The sequence below is a fragment of the Chromobacterium sp. Rain0013 genome, assembly GCF_015291765.1.
Lineage (GTDB): Bacteria > Pseudomonadota > Gammaproteobacteria > Burkholderiales > Chromobacteriaceae > Chromobacterium > Chromobacterium haemolyticum.
Window position 1 is genome coordinate 3,816,365 of record NZ_CP031514.1, and the last position, 18,987, is coordinate 3,835,351.

Below are 18,987 nucleotides of genomic sequence, written 5' to 3' on the forward strand. Positions count from 1 at the left end.
AGTATGTCAAACAAGCCTGCGCTGAGAGATCATCGTTTGAGAATTATGGAGGGGGTGCTTGCCTGGGAGGGGGAGATCGGCAACACACGCGTTCGCGAGCTGTTCGATATTCAACCCGTCCAGGCTAGCCGCTTATTAGCAGATTTCCGGGCGCTGATGAGCAACCGAATCGTGGAAGATGGGCGAGCAAAGGTACTTAAGCCATCGGACAAGGAAGGATTGATGACGGACATCCCACTAGAGGATTACGTCCGACATACATCAGCTTTTGCAGACCCACGTCCATACATCATTGATGCCAGAGTCGACCTAACAGAGGTGAAGCCTGTCACTTTCGCCACGCTACGAAGTGCCGTCAAAAACGGGACTGGTGTAAAAATCCGCTATACATCAATGAGCAATCCAAACCAAAACGACAGAGTTATTTTTCCTCACTCGATTATTCTCATAGGCCGTCGATGGCACGTGCGGGCTTGGTGTGTAACTCGCCATGAATTCCGTGATTTTACATTAGGTCGAATTCTGCAAGCGTCGCCAGTTTATGATGCTGCCCCATTCGGGAGAAGAGAGGACAAAGCTTGGAATGAGATCGTTTCCCTAAAGCTCTTTGCACACAGAAAGCTTTCCCCCGAACAGCAACAAGTAGTAAGAATTGAGTATTTCAATGGCGAGGAGCATAGAATACTTCCTACTAGGGCTTGCTTGGTGCAGTATGTAATTCAAGACTTACGTGTTGCCATTAATCCAGAAAAAGAGTTGCCGCCAGATTTTCAGCTTGAAATATCGGCAAAAGAGCCTCTGATCAATTTCCTTTTTTAGCGATTCTTGGATTGTTTATAGACCTTGCCATCCACAAACACGATTTAAAGAATTTACATTTAAAGACAAACGGCGTATTTTCAATCCGGTGCCAGCGACAATCACAAGGATATTTTATGAAAGTATTCAAATTAAGACCTGAAGAGGATGACTGTATCGCATTAACCGATATCAATTATCGTCGAGCAACAAGCTCCGATGCTCCATGGGTAGTTTCGAAAAATGGTAAGCCTGCGCATTATGCAGTGTGTCCGGAATGTAGCAACCCAATTATTGTCATTGGTCTGGATGCCGACAACAGACAAGATAAGAATGGCAAACCTCTATCACTCCATGCAAGGCATTGTGCTGGTGATGTAGCACCGGTGGTAGCTCATTATCATCAAGATGCTTATGACAATTGCCCTTTGGCAAATCCAAAAGCCTTTACGGGTGACCCTATTAAACGAGAACCAGGGGCATTTTCGCAGGAAATATTGGAATTACTGCAAAATGAAGCTGACACAGTAAAATCCTTTATGGAAAGTAGCCTTGGCATCATATTAACCGATGAAGTTTTTCAACAGATAATTGAAAAATTTGTTGCGCAAGAAGGTTATCTATACCGTTCCATCGGCAAACTAAATCTACCATATGCTGTTTTGTTCATGGCAAAAAATCAGACAGTTGCCCCAAAGAAAAAAGCTTGCAAACTTAGAAGTAAAGGCGAGAACTCGCCGTTCAAGCAAGCGGTACTTCGTAGCAAGTATTTTGAAATTGACCAGAGCTATCATTTCATCAAAGCCAAAAAAGATGCTCCTCGTGGAGTGAGGCTTAACTTCTTCTTTGACAAGCATATTATTCCAGCCAGCGAGGATAGGCCGCAGGTGCTTGGGCTGGTGATAGAGGAGGAGTACAACGGCAATAAAGAATTTTTAATTCAATGCAATGTAGAATTTGATCTTTATTATTTTTACAATACGATTACAAAGAAACGGCGGGAGCGTAAAATTGCCGCAACCATTTTAAAAAAGCTACTAATAGCGCATTAAGGTTGTTTTGACAAAAAAGGGAAATATTCCTTAAATTTAATGGCTTGCGCCTTTGGCTTGTTTGGGTTTGAGATTTAGTCGCCCTCCATCTATCGTTTTGTTCGACCAACGCTTGCCAGAGCCAAGCCTATCTACATGCTTTTGTAAATCGCACCCCCAAGGATAACCACTACTAAGCCCGAGATCTCTGACAAGTCTGATTACTTTGACACGAGTACAGTGCAACAAGAAGTCATCGAGAACACTTGGGCGCATACCGCTAAGCATCACAACCAAATTGAATGCTTCTTCTACTGATTGACTCTTACCTATGTCGCTTGCCAACTCAACTAAAGCACGCTCAGGAATCGAGACCAGTACGCAGGGGTTACCGTTTGGTAATGGTTTGAGCCCCTTTCCACAATGGAGTGCATCATCGAACAGTTTGGTTGTTTGGTAAGTGAATGGCATGTACTTCACAACCCACGGAGGGAAGTCATATGGCCTTCCACCCCAAAGTCGAATTTGCTCGCGAAAGGCAATGTTGTGGCGGACGCCATGCCAGTTCAGGGCGGTTTTTCCACCAACATGTAAGTTGGGAATACGCTTACTCAAAAAAGCGATGATCCCATCTGTCGTTGGTGTATCACCTGCCAATAAGTAGGCACCACGTGACAGGCGTTGCAACCAACCAGCCCGAGCCAAGAGAGATGCTTGTGAGGGACTAATATCCATTCTGCGTAGCATCTCGACATCAAGAGGCTGTCCACGTGGTGCGGTGCGCATCAACTGCTGCACGACCTGATTAACCATTCCTGTGATCTGCGTTATTTATTTGGAGAAACTCCGGGAATATTTGTAATTTTTCAGAAAATTTAATGCATCGCCTTGCCGAGGCCCCATCCTCTTCCTTGTACGGTCGGCACAGCTTGTGCTCATCAGGTCATCCATTAGCGGACAGAGTCAATGTCCCGTCCATCCTCAAACAGAATCTCTTGCTGTAGAGCACCTAGCACCCGTCCTTCATGTGTATCTACCTTGAGAACGAAGGGATGACTGCCTCTGCACCCGAGAAAGTATGCCCCCTCAAGGTAGCGGCCAGTGAGCTGATACGGATCTGTATAGACATATGTCATGGCACTGACAATCCGGCTTTCATCGCGGATCAAACCATTCCCTGGGGCAAAAAGAGCGATCTCACCGCCACGACGTGAACACTTTGCATACGACCAGGCGAGCGATTCAAGCCCATTTACCATCAGGCTGTTGGCACCGAGTGTTTTGCCATCCAAACGTCCGTTAGGTGGCAAGTCATCTTGCTCATAAATCGCTTTGGCCTTTCCTTTCCATACAGGTGACTGACTGACAAATGCCTTAAACATGACGGGTTGCCGTTGCCCCATGAACGTGTTCCTAAGATTCGCAACGAGTTGGAACTCTTGGGCACATTCTGTTCCCCCGACCTTAAAAATATTCTCTGCGGCCTGCTTCCCATACAGTCGCTCAGAGGTGCTGATAACGCGTCCCGTCATGGCATCGTGGGTGTTATTTGTAAACATCCAGCCGGAGGAGCACACACTTGCCACCGCCTCATGAAACATGCGGTCGGTGACTCCATGTGGTGTGAATAAGGAGTTACTTCCTTTGGTCACCAGCGTCATCGTTCTACCTAGCGGTACAACGGACTCAACCTCAGGCAGAGCGGCAAGTGACTCGCGCAATGATGGGCTTGAGGCTACGGCTGGATGTGCTGCCAGCAGGAGGTTGGCCAGCAACAAGGTACAAGTTTTCGTCATAGACACCACGCGCATACGTAGATGGCCTAGTAGCAACCTTAGGCCATACGAATAAAAATGCTAATCGTAGTATGTAGAATCATGGTATGCAACAACGGACATTCAGAAGATGTCCGTCAAACCCAATCAATGTGCTCTGGTCGCCGTTTTTGCGGCAAACGTAAGGCGCAGGCGTCTCGAACTAGGCCTCTCTCAAGAAGAGTTGGCCGAAGCTGCTGGCGTGCATCGCACTTATGTTGGAATGCTGGAGCGTGGGGAGAAAAACGTTACGATCTATAACATTGAACGGATAGCAGTTGCGTTGGGGGTTGAACCGCCACGCTTGCTTGAAAAGCTCTAAGGAAGATCGAAGCCACCAGGGCCAAATCAGTTCACCGGATGTTGCAACCGATTGTTGTTGTCAGCCGGATGAGCGAGGAGTGTCACCAACGCTAATCTCGCGTCTGGCGAAAGAAATGGACGTGGAAATTAACTGCTTGCTAGCGCCTGCGGCCAGGCCTGTCTGACGCTCTCTTGCAGAGTCATGATCGATATTGGGCATAGCGTGCAGAGATGCGCTCGCCGGTTGAAGTCAGCTGCACGACACAGTTGTTCGGCGAGTCGACGAAGACGCCGTGCAGCATCTCCCCGAACTTGTCTTTCGAGTACGACATGTCTGGGCCGATGTCAGCAAGTGTGCCTGCCAGGTAGTCCGGTAGCCGGATGAGTGCATCGAACCGGTGCTGGCCTGTTTTCTCGGGGAGCTCGAAGAAGGTCTTCGGCAAGTCGAGTATCAAGTTGCCCTGGTCGCTGAGCTCCAGACCTGGCTGAGTTGATGATATGAGCACGAAGTAGAGGTAGGCCAGGTCGTACACGACGGTGTCATTGTGCTCAATCAGCTTATCCCGGTCAGAAATCCACCGCAGATAGCCAGCTTGGGTCGACTGCGTCACGAGATAGAACATCGTGGCCGCAAATCCAGAAGCCAAATGAATCTGGCGTGACAGCTTGGCATTAAGTCCTTTCCGGGCCAAATCTTTCTCAAAGATTTTAAGACGCTGAAGCACTTCATCGAAGTAGGCCGGGTTCAAGGTAGCGCTGGCCGGCGAGTTCTGTCGAAAGATTTCCACCAGTTCGCAGGCATCAGGGATGAAGCTCGCCATGTGTTCGACCCGCAAGTAGTCGCGCAGGAGCGCTGACTCCCGATCAATGACGAATGACACGCTAAAGGTTACCGGTTGGGGACACGTCAGGTACTGCATCAACCCCAGCGGTACTTGCCGGACCTTCTTAATGTCCCGCGGTGCCACGGCTGAGATGTACTCAATAATGTTCTCCGTCTTGTCGTGATTTGCAATAACCACAAACGAGAAAACATCGTTCTTTTTGCCATCGTCACCAACGCAGTAGTCCGAGACGATTGTCCAAGGCATACCTCTGGGATATCCAGCGAACCACTGCGCCATCAGTTGCTGCACCGTCTTTGTTGCAGTTATCAATACGGGTAGCAAATCAACCATTTCTGGACCTTCTTGATAGAGGCGCAGCATATCCACTTGCTGGGGGATGCGTCATTTTGGCGAATCAACCGGATCGTACTTCCCTAGCTTGCCTTAGAGACTGCAATCCAGCCTGCACGATGTGCGTGAGCATCATGCAGCGAGTGATGCCATGATTGGCCAGTAGTCGCATGATATGCGGCTACTGCGCGATCAAATACCGGATCGACTTGGCATTCTCGCAAATCGAACCAACCGGATAGGTTTTCGGGCCAAAGCCCATCCAGTACATCGGCCAGCAGATCGCGGTCATGTTGAGAGTCGCATGCCAACACCACACCAGGTGGAAGTGAATCGAACCACTCATGCAGCCTGCCAGGTAGAGCTGCTTTGCTTATGCTTGCCCCATCTATCTGGCCAAGCTGGGAGCACACGGCAGCCTGCACAAAAGCATTGCACTTCAAGCGATCGAAGTCCTGTACCTCCAGGTAGAGCACATGCTGGCCATCCTCACTGACCATGCCAATACTGATCAACTCGCAATCGATGAAGTCGGTGAACTCGGTATCTAAGAAGATCAACATGCGCTTCCCTCCTAACAAACCTGCTCGCTTGGCTGTGTTCCATGCACTCCTGACCGGGGCCAGTATGCAAGGGGTCTAGGGCCGGACTTATCGCCGGTACGACCTTCGTTCAATCTTTAACATATCAATGTCCTAATTGCCGTGTTCGGTGTCAGATAGACGGTGCACCAAGATGAACGTTTGACAAGTCTCTTCGGCTGACTTGATCAGAGTCAACGCTGGACCTCGAAGCTTCTATGCATGCATCACGGCTGCATGTAATGCCAATTGAGTTTTTATGGCTAACATTTTAAGCTGTGTAGGTCACTAAACGCTGATACTAACGCTTTAACTTTTTAGAACATTTGAATTAAGCGAGGCTACTTGCATGTTGACATGGCTAGACCAATTTTGCCGGCGCGCAATGGAAGAATGCGATGTGGAGAAACACGGCAATGATCCGCGTAAGGCGATGGCATTCATCATCATGCAGATAATCCATGCAGCTCAAACTGGCCGTCGCCCTTTCGAGGGCCTAGTCGACGAAGCGTTCTACACAATCCTGTCACCAATCGTCGCCCCCTATCTACCTAAAGAGGTAAGCTTCGGATTCAGCGATGGTGCTCCACCGGAACGACCGCTAGGCCTAGTTTTAACTAGACAGACTGCAAGTCTCTTATCCGCCGTCAAAAGCTTCGATGCCCCAGACGAGCTATGGCGCGAAAAAATTGGGACTCGACGCACAATTTATGTAGATATTCCGCACGGGGCGCTGACATTCGACGCTAACCCGGGAAAGAACGATATTGTGCAATTGAGAGCAATTCTCGCGGCACCTTATCTCCCACAGGATATGGATGGGCATACGTACTTTGTCGTGCAGCTTACTGAACGTGGCTCAGAGCAGGGACGAGGAAGGATCGCCGGTGTGCTATGCCCAGATGGAACTATTAAGCTATCTGCCAACGAGAACAAATTACTGGCCACTGACTTTGAGTTGCAACCGCCATTTGTGCACCCAGATTTGCACAAGGCAGTATTGGGGCGTGCCGGGACATTCTTGAGGTTGGTGTTGGCCTACTATCTTTTCGGCCCACCTGAAGTACGTGAAGACATCGCTGTTACACCTTCTGAACGTCTCAATAAAGGAAAGCCTCGCAACGGACAGGGCTTGTTTGCGATGACTAGGTTACAGCCGTCTGCAAAAGTCGGAAGACCTCAGAATACCATTCCATCTTCATGGTCGTTGTCAGAACGGCAGGAGGTGGATGGTCACTTTAAGCTTCAAGCCTATGGCCCACAGTGGTCTCAACGACGCATGATTTGGGTATCCAGCTATGAGCGCGGACCTACGGGCACGCCGGTTCGGGCCAAAGGGGTCCACATATAAAAAACATCCATGCTATTTGGAAGCGCTGACGATAGCGCAGAAGGCTTCCAGACGTTGCGTGAATCGGTGCCAATGAAGGTGTATCAGCGCCTGTTTAGCTCGTGCCACAGGCAAGTATCATCTGCCGGGCTGCATACAACTATTTGAAAGTTAAGATTGCGTTGTGCGACGCAGTCGATGGAACGGAAACGATGCTGCTGCCCGATATAGATTTCGCTTCAATCCGTCTTCACCGCAAAACCCAGGCAAGTGCCTTTGAAGAACTTTGCTGTCAGCTAGCCGGCGATGAGCAGTTAACCCCTGCGAGAGCCAGCTTCGATCGAAAAGGCCCCGGAGGCGATGGTGGCATAGAATGCTTCGCCACCCTGTCTGACGGGACCGAGACTGGCTGGCAGGTGAAGTACTATTGGGACATGGCAAGTGCTATCAAGTCGCTCGACGAGTCCCTAAGTCAAGCGCTCACCAAGCATCCGCGGATGACGCGGTTCATCGCATGCCTCCCGATTGATCTGGCCGATTCACGCAAAGCCGACGTCAAGACCGCACTGGATCGATGGAATGCTTGGAAGAATGATCGCATCGCCAAGGCCGCGCTGGCGGACCGAAAGATCGAGATCGACCGTTGGGATGCCTATGAACTCAAAAAGCGCTTAACGGCATCAAACCCTACCGCCGCTGGCCGAGTTGCCTACTGGTTCGACCAGACCCTTTTAACTACTGAGTGGTTTCGCAAGAGCTTCGAGCGGACCCGCATCGGGCTTGGTGAGCGTTACAGCCCCGAAAGCCACATCGACCTGCCCATTCGGCGCGTAATCGAGGCCACCGCGCTGGACCCCCGGCTCTTCACTGATTTGGCCAAATTCGGCCATGCCATTGCACAGAAGCTGGCGGAAACCAACCACGCCGACGTAGCTGCCGTCGCCGCTTGCAACGATGCCATCAAGGCGCTCATTCTGGCGGCTGTAACACCAAGCGAAACGATCTCTATACCTGCGCTGCGCAAGGCTGTTGAGGTGGCGCGGAACACGGTTATGATTTGGTATAGCGTCCAGAGGGATGCAATTCCTTCGAATCAGCCTAATCCTCTGGCGACCGCCATCTCGAATCTATTATCAATCATCAACAGTGTTACGCGTGAACTGGCCGAACAGCACTGGAATCATATCGACACCCGTGCGCTATTGGTGATTGGAGAGGCGGGCTCTGGTAAGTCACATCTTTTGGCTGATGTATGCGATCACGCAATTGAAGAAGAGCGGCCTGCCGTTATGGTTCTCGGTGGCAAGTTGCCGGATGCCGAACCTTGGGAAGAGATTCTGAAGGATCTAGGCCTACCGCGGGATCTTCAGGCTGGGACCTTCTTGGGGGCGCTAAACGCTGCTGGTCAAGCTGCGGGCGTTCGCACCTTGCTGATGATTGATGCCCTCAACGAAAGGAATGGTCATGCGATCTGGCCCGAACGCCTGGCTGGGCTGGTGCATGACGTAGGCCGATTTGAGTGGATTAGCCTGATTTTATCTTGTCGCTCGACTTACGAGCGCTTGGTCATCCCTGAGGAGCTGGGTAAGGAAAGACTGCCGAGAGTCAAGCATGGGGGCTTCTCGGAGCGCCAGGCGCGCCAATATCTCAAAAAGCGCGGGATCAGCTTGGCCGAGGAGCCCAACTCGATCGAAGAGTTTGAAACACCGCTGTTTCTGCGCATTTGTTGCGATGCACTTTTGCTTGAAGACCAGGCAATCTTGACGAGCAGGCTTGGCGGTGTCACGGAGATATTCAAGCTTTATACAGATGCCATAGTAAAACGCGTGACCAAACAGATCGGCGCCGCGCCCCAGCGTCGCTTTGCTGAACGTGGCATCGGCGCCCTCGCACAGGAGATGGCCGACACAGGGCGCGAAGAGGTGGCCGCTAGCCGTGCTTACGATCTCATTTCCGCGTTCTTTCCATCAACGATCGCAGCCGAACACGACCTCCTATTTCAACTTCAGAACGAGGGCCTGCTGACCGCGCAGCCATCTTGGACGGATGAGGCAGAGGAGGAGTATCGATTTACCTTCCAGCGTATGAGCGATCACGCCATCGCCAGCAACCTCCTTGATCGCAGCATTGTCAGCGGCAACGTAGTTGCGGCTTTCACAAGCGATACGGCGCTTCGTAGAGCTGTTGTGGATGCATACTCGTCGATAACGCTTGGCTTGATCGAAGCACTTGCCGTACAACTGCCCGAACGGTTCGGCGTCGAATTGAATGACATGCCTGGCCTACCGGATCGATGGGCAGTGTCCGCGGCTTTTGAAGAAAGCCTGCTAACTCGAAGCGACAAAAGTTTCAGCGATCGGACATGGACGCTAATTGAGGAAGTGGGTGGGGCTCGACTACGGTTTGAAACCCTTATTGCGCTATCGACTGATCCTGGGCGAGACCACAATGCGGAGTTGCTCGACAAGGAATTACTCACCTTGCCAATGCCTCATCGAGACGCCGTTTGGTCAACACATTTGGCCGAGCACAGCAATCAGACCAAGCGTCTCATCGATTGGATACGCGAGGCCGATCAGGAGGCGATACGTCCGGAACGTGCAGCCTTGGCAGGACTTCAACTTTGCTGGTTTCTGACCACCTCGGCTCGAACAGTGCGTGATACAGCCACCAAAGCGCTGGTGGTACTTCTAGCCAGCCGTCCAGAATTGGCAAGAAGCCTATGGTCGCACTTCAAGATCCTCGATGATGCATATGTCACCGAGCGATTGGTCGCTGCAATTTATGGTGCGGCCATGCAGGGGCGTTGGAGCGCCGATGAGCTTTTGGGGGTTGTCAAAAACCTTCATGCGGATCTCTTTGTCAGTGTCGACTTTCCGGCCAATATCCTGACTCGCGATCATGCGCGTGGTCTTGTTCTATATGCCGAACATCAGGGAGCTCTGCCCAAAGACTTCGATGTGTTTCTTGCCAATCCGCCCTACGGGAGCGACTGGCCCATAGAGTACGTCACCGAAGAACAGATCGACGCCTATAAACGGTCTTACCGTGGTGGAGCAAAGCACCGCGATGAGATCACGAGCTCTACCGTTTTTGACGGCGACTTCGCTCGCTATCAGCTTGACTACGCTGTCAGCGATTGGAGTGTGGCAACTAAGGGCTCGGGGCCTATCCCTACGGCAAAAGAGCTTGCTCAACGCTGGCTTGAGAGATTCTGCACAACGGCATCACCAGAAATGCTCGCCGCTCATGAGGCGCTTATGAGCGTTATGTCCGCAGTTACCAACGCCAACCATTGGGAGAAGCGCCAGGCTGTCGACCAAGCAAAAGCCGCTTTCCGAGCTGCCGTCGGGGAAGAGATATACGCCCAATGGAGTGCGGAGGCATCTGCCTGGCGTGAAGAAGGCATGTTCCAACGGATGGGCAATCGCCGTGATGAACCTGCCGAGTTCAATCTCGCTTGGGCTCGACGCTGGGTGTGCAAGCGTGCCCATGATCTCGGATGGTCCGAAACCCTGCACGGCGACTTCGATGCCTCAATCAGTAATGATCGCCACACTCATAGGGTGGAGCGCATTGGTAAGAAGTATCAATGGATTGCGCTTTATGAGCTCTGCGCGAGAATGGCCGATAACCTCCAGCCTTTACCAGGTAGGGATGATGCGGGCGACATCTTGCGCCTGCGCAACATTGATCCCTCTTTGCTAGTGACGCAAACCGAAGACGATGGTTGGCGTCGTTTTGATGAGGCGAGTTTCTGGCTCCCACCGGGGCCTGATTTCAAACCTGTAACGGTCAGCCAGGCGCTAGATTGGCTTGATACCAATCAAGATGTATTCGATGGACAAGATAACATTGAGGTTACCAATCCGGTCGATGGCAGGAGATGGCTGGTACTCAATGGGTTTGAAACGTGGCGTGGCGGTAGCGAAGCTATTGAGCGGGAAACCTGGCGTCGGATCGGGTGTTTTGTGGTCAGGCAAACCGATCTCAAGAAGGTTTTATCCCTGCTGGAGTACCAGCACTTCCAGGGCAGTGGTGATGTGCCTTCGGCCCGCAGCGGCGGCCTACATGCCTATTTAGGGGAGCATCCTTGGTCTTGGCGGTTTGATGACGACGAAGACAAGCCCGACGACGAATGGATAAGAGGGTGGCACCCCGTTAGGGGGGCAAAGCAAGCGATCAGAATCCGTCCAACCACGGCAGAATATTTGGCCGAGTCCTCAGGTTACGACGCCTCGATTAACCAGAACATCAACCTCAACCTTCCCGCTGGTTGGTTGATGGATGGCCTCGGGTTGCGCCTTACCGATGGTGTGACAATCAAGTATGTCGATGCAGATGGTAACGTGCGTTTCATGGACCCATCGGTGGCCATGACAGGGCGCAGTGCCGCGCTGATTGACCTCGAAGCTTTCCTAGCATTCCTGAAGCAGGAGAAGCTTGTTGCAGTCTGGTCGCTAGCCGGAGAAAGGAATGTGTATGGCGGAAGCCATGGCGAAGGCTTTGGTGGCCGGTGGACATTTACTCGTATCTTCCACTCCCATGGCGACAAGATAGTTGCTTTGGATCGCTATCAAACTTTCGAAAAGCCTAGTGCGAGCCAGCTTGATGCCCTACAAACGGCAGAAGGTAAATCCTAAGAACACTACAGTTATCCGGCCTCACAGCAGCGATGGTTACTATCATCACAGTCTGATTGAGTGATCAAATAATTATTAAAAGCGCAATAGGTAGGTACATTAGGTATCAATTTGTCAAAGCCTAGTAGTGCCAATAAAGAAATGCTTTTTTATTGATGCGAACCATTTCCTACAGATTTTAGGGGAAGAGAAACTGAATGCGGTTTATTGTTAATTTCAGAGAAGGCGAGTCCCCAAAAACTAACCGATATCCTCATGTCGTTCTCATTCAGGACAACTGGGATGACTACGGTTATAAGTCCACCTTTCATGCGACGCTGCACCTTTCTCCCGATGAAAGTCACGATCTCGGGAGTATAAAAATAATCCAGGTCGAAAAGACTGGCGGCTACACTCAAATGCCGCGCAAGCCGTTCGAGCGCCTCCCCATCGGCTATGCCTCATTGGGTGCCGATCTCAACTACTATGAAACGCTCTACAAGCTTGGTCGAGATATATTCCAGCCCTACCTCGAAGGCTTGCGAGATGTCGCATTCGATGACGAGGTGAAAGCAAGTGTTGAAGATACTGAGGGATATCGCGTTTCTTTGCTGAGGTTTGGAGGTGCGGAGCGGACAGTCGCTGACGCTGCGAGGCTGCTGCGTGCCCCAGTACTGCCGTCTAAGCGCCGCAACGCTGGTTTCCTAGTTAAATTCAAGACGAGTGTTGCCCGTGAAGCGAATTCCTTCACAGTGGACTTCGATTTTCGACGACGCAGTCGCCTTCCCAACAGAATCAACGCACTGATCGGTTACAACGGAACCGGTAAAACGCGTCTCCTCTCGAACTTGGCTATCGTCGCGAGCGGCTACGGTTACAACACCAAGGAGGATTTATTGCAGAGTGCCGCGGGGAGATTCGTTGGAACTCAGCCACCATTTAAGACAGTAGTCGTGGTTTCCTACAGTGCGTTTGACACATTCGTCATTCCTGGGCGGACTGACATTGAGAAACAGCGGCTTCAAGAGCGGGGGGAGTTATTCGGCTATGTCTATTGCGGTTTGCGTGAGTTGTCAGACGATAATGCGCCACACGGTAAACAAGCCTACCGCCTGCGCACACCAGACGAAATTGAAGCTGAGTTTCTATTGGCGCTCAAGCGTGTTCGTGAGGCAGGTAGATTACAAGATCTTCTTGAGGTGCTGAAACCTCTTCTGCGCGACCCCTCCTTTCAACGCATTGGGTTGACACAGCTAATTGCCAATCGTGATTACGATGAACTCGGCGATCTTTTCCGCAAGCTGAGCAGCGGGCACAAAGTAGTCCTGAAGATCGTAGTGGAATTGACTGCTCACATCGCAGGCTCGGAGCCGACGCTTGTTCTTATCGATGAACCTGAGACCCATCTACATCCACCGCTGCTCGCAGCGTTCCTGAAGAGTGTGCGCTCATGCCTCGATACATTCGACGGCTATGCAATCATTGCCACTCATTCCCCAGTCGTATTACAGGAGACGCCAGCCAGGTACGTGCGGGTTCTGCGTCGTGCTGCGGACCAAAGCAGAATTGTCGCAACATCGATTGAGACCTTTGCCGAGAATATTGGCGTCATCACTCAAGAAGTATTCAACCTGGGCGACGGATCGACGGATTGGCACGAGACGCTGAAGATTCTTGCACGACAAAATACCTTGGAAGATATTGAGGTGATGTTTGGCCACAAATTGGGATTCGCTGCGAGGTCCTATGTGCTAAGCATTCGCGACGAGCTTGAGGACTAGTGGATGCGTGCGATTCAACTACTAGCTGTTGATAATACGGCGATCTTCGATGATATAGCTTCTGCAAAACATCGTCAGAGGCGCGCCCAGTTGCGCGCCGCACGCGCTAACGTCCTCGCGGCATATCAAGATTATGAGAATGCCGTTCCTGAAGTCGGAGGGCTTGTGGAGGCTGTACTGACAGCAACACAGAAGGAAGCACTCCTACACGCCTACACGGTCGAGACCGCGCCGATGACCAAATTGCGTGGCGATCTTCTGAATCGAATTTCTGTAGCGCGTTGCCCGTTTTGTGGGATTAGTGAGTCCTCGACGCTCGACCATTATTTGCCTAAGGAGCGATATCCAGAATTTTCCGTCTTTGCAAAGAACCTCGTACCATGCTGTGCGGTTTGTAACACGCGGAAAAAAAATCGTATTCTTGAGGTGGGCTCGGATATACGGATGTTCCTACATCCATGTTTCGATGTTATTCCGGCTAGTGAATTTCTCGCTGTACGCGTCCGGATGGATGCTGATGCGTTGATTGTTACATATCGCCTGATGCGACCAGCGGGGATGACCCTAAGAACATTTCGCCATCTCCAATCTCACTTCACCGAACTTGATTTGGCAGATCGCTACCGCCGAATGGGTCTTGAGCATCTTGGTGGTCAATATCCGGCGCTCAAGAGAGCCTATGGACAAGGTGAAGATGCTGAGCGGGTAGCAGCGAAGCTGCTTGAAGGTTCGGAGGACTTCAAAGAGGTTTTTGGGCCTAACTATTGGTTGGTCAAACTCTATCAGGCGTTAGCTACCAACGATGAATTTTGCGATGGAGGCTTTGAGGTTGTGAAGGTGCAGACTCATCCTATCTAATCGTTTAGCATGCCGGAAAGGCACCTTGCTAAGTTTGGGCCACAAGATGCTCTTCGTCTGAAAACTTCAAAGCAAGTCACTGACCAGGTAGTGCAACTTGCAAAGATTCTGGATGGATCGGAAGTACCGTTTTTCAATAATGCTAAATGCGTAAAAATGGCGCGCCAAGATTTTGATCTGGCGCGCCATTTCTGCTTGTTCACTGCTAGCTCTTATTGTGCAAGTACTACCTCAAAGCGGTTATGGGGGGATTGTCGGTCATAGAGGATAGCCATGCCGATGTATTAGCATGACCGCTATCGCTCAGGAGCGGATACTCAGGGGGCATAGCGCCAGAACATTGGCCTCCCAGCTCCTTCCGGCATGGAGCGGATTTCTGCCAGGCGGTGGTTAGGTGGACGAATTCCCTGTAACAGCAAGTTGATGTCGTTGATCAGAGAACGGCTGGCAGCAAAGGTATCGTGATTCATCCCCAATATCTCCTCTCCCATAGTTGTTACGTCAATAGCATCGACGCCGGCCACGATAAGCGGCTTGCCCCCAACCACATCTCCGGCCCGCGACTGCTTGGCCAAGGCTCGCGAGATTTTCATCGCCTTATCGGCAGAGGATGCGTACAGGGTCATGCCGCTTACGATTTGGGACACTTTGGTCGCGGCCTGCTTATATTCGTCACCATCCACATCGGGTGCAGCCATAACTAGTTGGCCGATCTTGAGGGGGGAGGCCGTCTGCGCGTAGTTGTACAAGGCATCGAGCACCACCAGGTTGCCCATGCTATGAGCCAGCACGTGCACTTTCTTGATGCCTGCCTCCCGCTCCAGAAGTTTAATCAGCTCAATGAAATGGGCACGCGCAAAGAGTGCGCTGTTACGATCCCACTCGTACTGCAGCTTCTCGCCATAGGAAGGCCATGAGAACAACACCGCCGTACCTTTATACTGCAGATCCCAGACAACCTGGGCCGCCCGGAACACTGCATCAGCGAACGAAGTGTTGTAACCGTGCACAAAGACCAGCGCCTCATCCCCTTTATTCGCAGCAAGATTCTTCCACTGAGTACGATTAAGTAGCTCCACGCTCTTCAGGATGAAATGTTTTCGAGGGTCCGCCTGCTCCTCGCCGAAGGTAAGCCCCAACCACTGATACCCGCTGTCCGGCAGCTCGATGTTGCCGATACGGTGGTCGTCCGGCACATGCACTCGGACCAAGCCGAAGACCAGTGCGTCCGAGCGCTCCGGACCAAAATCCATTATCCGCCCCTGGGCCTTGCGCGCTCGATCGGTAGCAAACAAGAAGTCCACGGAGCGCAGGTCAGCGTCTTTTGCCAACTTGGTCGGTTCCACTGACTTACTAGATATACTCTTGGGTGACCTGTCTGGTCCCAGGTTCACCGTGGTAAGGCTTATCTCGTATCTCTTTGGATCGACTTCGCCAAACACAAAGACCTTCGATTCGGTCAACCTAGCCATACCAGTATTGACGCGGGTCATCTGCATCAGACCAGCCCGCGCGTTACTGAGAAAGCCCTTTGGTGCGCCCTGAGCCACGACCGTGTTGTCATAAATGTCGACGTTAGGGAACTGGTACTTGGCGTCGGTCAACAGAGCCTGCTTGGCATCATCAGAAGGTACAAAGCCATCGAACTGCAAACCATTTTTGAGCCGGCTAACAGTCCAAGTAAAAAGCGGAACCCTCGCCGGTGTGATGGCCAAGTTTCCGGCCTTCAGATCAGATGGCAGGCTTGCCTGGATCTCCACCATCAGCGTATGTGCGTTCTGATCCGAACGGGCCTGTCCTTCAATGGAAAACACACCTGCCATGATGCTGACCTGACCGTTGGCCAAGTGAGCAAGCTGCGCAAGTGCATAGCTAGCTTGCGCCCGGCTGATACCCCCCACCGCCACTTGCATGTTGTCCTGGATGGATTCGACTGGAAAGATTTGTCGCGCCTCACGGACGATAGCCCGCCGGGTCTTTGTATCGGACGCCCCCCCAAGGAGCCGGATATGGGCGTGGGCTACGTCGGACAAATTGTTCAGCTCGACTGGACTGCGTTGTACTATCCAAACGGCCTGAGCATCTCCGCCATGGGCATTGAGAGGCCAAGGCGGAAGTAGTTGCACGATGAATAGGCCGAAGAGAAAGCTGATGAGCGTTTTCATGATGGCACCCGCCTCCACTCGAGCAATCGATCACCATCCAATACTTAAGGCTCTTGCCCATGTGCGAGTCGCCATAGGTAACTGCCACACATACCATCTCACGAATAATGCAAAATGGATCAGTCGATGCAATATAGATCATCAGAACAGAAAAATGCCCGTTTATATGTGGCCCTGAGCAGATACTAAGAGCAGATAGTCTAGCGGACTGCTTTGGCAATGAATGTTCATTGCTATCACGCTCGACAGACGGTACACGACCCAAATGCTTCTAGGGAAACCATGGCAGTTCGAGGCCAGAGAGTTAGAACTGACCCGTATAAGTCTCTTCCGTATCGTGGCTCCCCTCGTCTTCCTTTTGTTCTTCGGAGAAAAGCAGGCCGTGCTCGTAGGAGCCATCCCCTGGGTCATGTAGTACCAATTCTTCGAGGTCGTCGAAGTCTAAATCGAAGAAATCGTTCTCGCTTTCCAGATTTTTGGCTTTCAATGCGACCGGCTTGACCTGGAACAATGGGGGAAGCTTCACCGTGTCATCGTAAAAGCGGACTCCCGCATTCATCAATATGGAGAAATACGGGTCGGCGGCCACATGCGTGGAGGTGAAGCCGCCCCAACCTCGAACGCCGGCCTCGTAGGATAGAAGCCACAGCTCACCCCAGAGGGCATCGGTAGTTTGATGGTTTCGCCAAAGGGTGGAGGGCGGTGCCTTTGGCAGTTTTCCCGCGGCGTCCATATCCATCAGCAACAACGCACACACCGAGCTGTTCATTTCAGCAATAGAGTCGACGTTTCTCATGGTTAAGACAAGGTCAAGCTCCTTAGCCATCCACAGGCTCCATGCGACTTCGCTGTGGTGCCCGAGAGAGGAATGGTCCTCGATTACCGCGGTGATCATGCGAGAAAGTCTACCTTTTCCGAGCGGATATCCGACTCGCGAATATGACAACAGGATTCTAGCTACGATTTGTAATGTGTTCGGATATGCCATCGCAACATGGCACAAGTGGGCCTCAAACGTATCCCAGTACTGCTTTCTGACGATAGTGGCAGACACACGCTTGAGAGCGTAAAGCATGACGCTCTCGTCGAAGTTCTCCCTGGCGAGGTCTTTGGCTAGTTCGAAGAAGTGATTCAGATCGGAGGCGTGCCGCCGTCCCTTCGGAGCGATGTCGAAGGCCCGCAGCTTATGTGTCCAAAAATCCTCAGTGATTTCTATGACGGGACAAGTCTTGGTCTTCTCGAAATTGATTTGGAGCTCGAACTCTCGAAGGGAGCGAATGAGCGCGGCCAATGCCCGCTCCGCATCCTTGGCCGTCTCGAAAAACAGGAAATAGTCATCCACATAGCGGAATCCAGCTGGCCAGCCCTTGAAATGTTTATGGAACTCGAGATCTACGGCTGTCGCCACCACCTCGGCGATAATGTGGGACGTATCCGGGCCAATCGGAATCCCGATAGTCTGACCATCCTGGCACTGTCGGAGATCCAAGTCTAGAAGGTTGCCAAACCATTTCGCGGTGAGCCCGCGATTCTTTTTTGCTTTGGACTTCGTGTGCACTGCCCAGGGAACTGAATGGGTGTAAATCGTCGGGAAGAACCGGGATAGATCAGTTTTCAACATGTACCTGTAGCCGGCCGACTTGGCGATTTTACGGTCATATAGGAACTGCATCGGGGTGATGCTGGTAGCGCGGCCGCCGTTCCGAAGGAATCGTGGCCGGCTAGCACTTAGTTTCGATTTTCTGTAGAGGGAGACAATCTTTCCCCAATGCTCGACCACCCTGAACGATATGTATGTCTGGGCAACGGGGTTGGGTAGGCTAATGGTTCGGCGCTGATGACCAACGCGCGCGACGCTGAAAATCTCGGCTTTCGTGTCAGGGGATTTGAGTGTGCCTTTTTTACCCTCCCTCTCAGGCACAAGAGCACTCCATTCGGTCATAAACGCTATGTAGTTCGAAGCAAGATCGCGCGTAGTGAATGAAGGGGGAAGTTGGGAAGGCAGATACCCGAGTTTCAGAAGCCGTTGCACTCTATCCATTGTCCGAATCCTTACCCTTGTATTTGTTGTCCTGTGTGCGCAGTACCGAAAGCACCCAGATATATCGCTCGTCATATTTTATGGCAAATCAAACCACCTGCTTCCGCTAAGCTCGCATGCGTACTAATAGAAGCACATCACGAATTGCTTTTCGAAGTTTCGAAATAGGAGATAGCTACCGCGTTGGGCTGCCCGACAGACCCACTCAAATATTTGTCATTAGCTCGATACTAAAAGGAGTGCTCGCTTACGGCTATGGATTCAGCCAGGGGCAACAATCTACACAACTCCGGCAGCTCAGCCCAGCAGTTACCAACGGCCGCTTTGGCCAATTCCGAGACCCTGAGCAACTGCTACTAGGCTTCCCCCTCAACTCTCCCCACTTAAGCCGCCCCAACATCTCCTGCCACAGCTCCCGGTACACCAGATTGCTTGCACCTTCTCCATGTCCAGGGTTGTTGGCATTGGGGCGGCGTATCGGTTTG

Annotated in this window: 13 protein-coding genes; 7 read left to right on the forward strand and 6 right to left on the reverse strand. The window is 51.7% G+C overall.

What is annotated here, in order from left to right:
- The first annotated feature begins 3 nt into the window (after window positions 1-3).
- Both DXT74_RS17505 and DXT74_RS17510 read left to right on the forward strand, forming a co-directional pair.
- The gene (locus tag DXT74_RS17505) at window positions 4-819 is read left to right on the forward strand and encodes a WYL domain-containing protein (protein WP_194426597.1); all 816 of its coding nucleotides are present in this window, start codon (window positions 4-6) and stop codon (window positions 817-819) included.
- 116 nt (window positions 820-935) lie between these two features.
- Complete coding sequence (locus DXT74_RS17510; RefSeq protein ID WP_194426598.1) at window positions 936-1,850, forward strand: hypothetical protein; 915 nt, start codon at window positions 936-938, stop codon at window positions 1,848-1,850.
- Between the two features lie 36 nt (window positions 1,851-1,886).
- On the opposite strand, the gene DXT74_RS17515 is transcribed toward DXT74_RS17510, so the two are convergent.
- Complete coding sequence (locus DXT74_RS17515; RefSeq protein WP_194426599.1) at window positions 1,887-2,642, reverse strand: type IV toxin-antitoxin system AbiEi family antitoxin domain-containing protein; 756 nt, start codon at window positions 2,640-2,642, stop codon at window positions 1,887-1,889.
- A gap of 137 nt (window positions 2,643-2,779) precedes the next feature.
- Window positions 2,780-3,490 carry a hypothetical protein gene (locus DXT74_RS17520; protein WP_194426600.1) on the reverse strand — a complete coding sequence of 237 codons (711 nt, stop codon included), beginning with the start codon at window positions 3,488-3,490 and terminating at the stop codon, window positions 2,780-2,782.
- Window positions 3,491-3,734: 244 nt separating this feature from the next.
- Here DXT74_RS17520 and DXT74_RS17525 point away from each other — a divergent pair, with 244 nt between their 5' ends.
- The gene (locus tag DXT74_RS17525; protein WP_194426601.1) at window positions 3,735-3,965 is read left to right on the forward strand and encodes a helix-turn-helix domain-containing protein; all 231 of its coding nucleotides are present in this window, start codon (window positions 3,735-3,737) and stop codon (window positions 3,963-3,965) included.
- Window positions 3,966-4,146: 181 nt separating this feature from the next.
- Here DXT74_RS17525 and DXT74_RS17530 read toward each other — a convergent pair whose 3' ends face one another.
- Together DXT74_RS17530 and DXT74_RS17535 are read right to left on the reverse strand one after the other, a co-directional pair.
- Window positions 4,147-5,154, reverse strand: coding sequence for a hypothetical protein (locus tag DXT74_RS17530; protein ID WP_194426602.1), 1,008 nt, complete (start codon window positions 5,152-5,154; stop codon window positions 4,147-4,149).
- Window positions 5,155-5,207: 53 nt separating this feature from the next.
- Window positions 5,208-5,687, reverse strand: a complete 480-nt coding sequence (locus tag DXT74_RS17535) for a hypothetical protein (RefSeq protein WP_194426603.1) — start codon at window positions 5,685-5,687, stop codon at window positions 5,208-5,210.
- 367 nt (window positions 5,688-6,054) lie between these two features.
- Here DXT74_RS17535 and DXT74_RS17540 point away from each other — a divergent pair, with 367 nt between their 5' ends.
- The 4 genes from DXT74_RS17540 (at window position 6,055) to DXT74_RS17555 (ending at window position 14,296) form a co-directional block, all read left to right on the forward strand.
- Window positions 6,055-7,056 carry a hypothetical protein gene (locus DXT74_RS17540; protein ID WP_194426604.1) on the forward strand — a complete coding sequence of 334 codons (1,002 nt, stop codon included), beginning with the start codon at window positions 6,055-6,057 and terminating at the stop codon, window positions 7,054-7,056.
- 191 nt (window positions 7,057-7,247) lie between these two features.
- Window positions 7,248-11,678: an NACHT domain-containing NTPase gene (locus DXT74_RS17545; RefSeq protein ID WP_196783784.1), complete on the forward strand. Its 4,431-nt coding sequence runs from the start codon at window positions 7,248-7,250 to the stop codon at window positions 11,676-11,678.
- A 197-nt stretch (window positions 11,679-11,875) separates the two neighbouring features.
- Entirely contained in the window at window positions 11,876-13,438 is a 1,563-nt protein-coding gene (locus DXT74_RS17550; RefSeq protein WP_194426606.1) for an AAA family ATPase, read from the forward strand.
- A 3-nt stretch (window positions 13,439-13,441) separates the two neighbouring features.
- Complete coding sequence (locus DXT74_RS17555; protein WP_194426607.1) at window positions 13,442-14,296, forward strand: HNH endonuclease; 855 nt, start codon at window positions 13,442-13,444, stop codon at window positions 14,294-14,296.
- A gap of 317 nt (window positions 14,297-14,613) precedes the next feature.
- On the opposite strand, the gene DXT74_RS17560 is transcribed toward DXT74_RS17555, so the two are convergent.
- Together DXT74_RS17560 and DXT74_RS17565 are read right to left on the reverse strand one after the other, a co-directional pair.
- Complete coding sequence (locus DXT74_RS17560) at window positions 14,614-16,461, reverse strand: alpha/beta hydrolase (protein ID WP_194426608.1); 1,848 nt, start codon at window positions 16,459-16,461, stop codon at window positions 14,614-14,616.
- Between the two features lie 304 nt (window positions 16,462-16,765).
- Window positions 16,766-18,502: an RNA-directed DNA polymerase gene (locus DXT74_RS17565; RefSeq protein WP_194426609.1), complete on the reverse strand. Its 1,737-nt coding sequence runs from the start codon at window positions 18,500-18,502 to the stop codon at window positions 16,766-16,768.
- Window positions 18,503-18,987: the final 485 nt, after the last annotated feature.

Bases quoted from the DNA above. Each gene is read 5' to 3' on its own strand.
- DXT74_RS17520 (WP_194426600.1), bottom strand. From the start codon at position 3,490: ATGACGCTGGTGACCAAAGGAAGTAACTCCTTATTCACACCACATGGA.
- DXT74_RS17540 (WP_194426604.1), top strand. From the start codon at position 6,055: ATGTTGACATGGCTAGACCAATTTTGCCGGCGCGCAATGGAAGAATGC.
- DXT74_RS17525 (WP_194426601.1), top strand. From the start codon at position 3,735: ATGTCCGTCAAACCCAATCAATGTGCTCTGGTCGCCGTTTTTGCGGCA.
- DXT74_RS17505 (WP_194426597.1), top strand. From the start codon at position 4: ATGTCAAACAAGCCTGCGCTGAGAGATCATCGTTTGAGAATTATGGAG.
- DXT74_RS17545 (WP_196783784.1), top strand. From the start codon at position 7,248: ATGCTGCTGCCCGATATAGATTTCGCTTCAATCCGTCTTCACCGCAAA.
- DXT74_RS17510 (WP_194426598.1), top strand. From the start codon at position 936: ATGAAAGTATTCAAATTAAGACCTGAAGAGGATGACTGTATCGCATTA.
- DXT74_RS17550 (WP_194426606.1), top strand. From the start codon at position 11,876: ATGCGGTTTATTGTTAATTTCAGAGAAGGCGAGTCCCCAAAAACTAAC.
- DXT74_RS17535 (WP_194426603.1), bottom strand. From the start codon at position 5,687: ATGTTGATCTTCTTAGATACCGAGTTCACCGACTTCATCGATTGCGAG.
- DXT74_RS17560 (WP_194426608.1), bottom strand. From the start codon at position 16,461: ATGAAAACGCTCATCAGCTTTCTCTTCGGCCTATTCATCGTGCAACTA.
- DXT74_RS17555 (WP_194426607.1), top strand. From the start codon at position 13,442: ATGCGTGCGATTCAACTACTAGCTGTTGATAATACGGCGATCTTCGAT.
- DXT74_RS17530 (WP_194426602.1), bottom strand. From the start codon at position 5,154: ATGCTGCGCCTCTATCAAGAAGGTCCAGAAATGGTTGATTTGCTACCC.
- DXT74_RS17515 (WP_194426599.1), bottom strand. From the start codon at position 2,642: ATGGTTAATCAGGTCGTGCAGCAGTTGATGCGCACCGCACCACGTGGA.
- DXT74_RS17565 (WP_194426609.1), bottom strand. From the start codon at position 18,502: ATGGATAGAGTGCAACGGCTTCTGAAACTCGGGTATCTGCCTTCCCAA.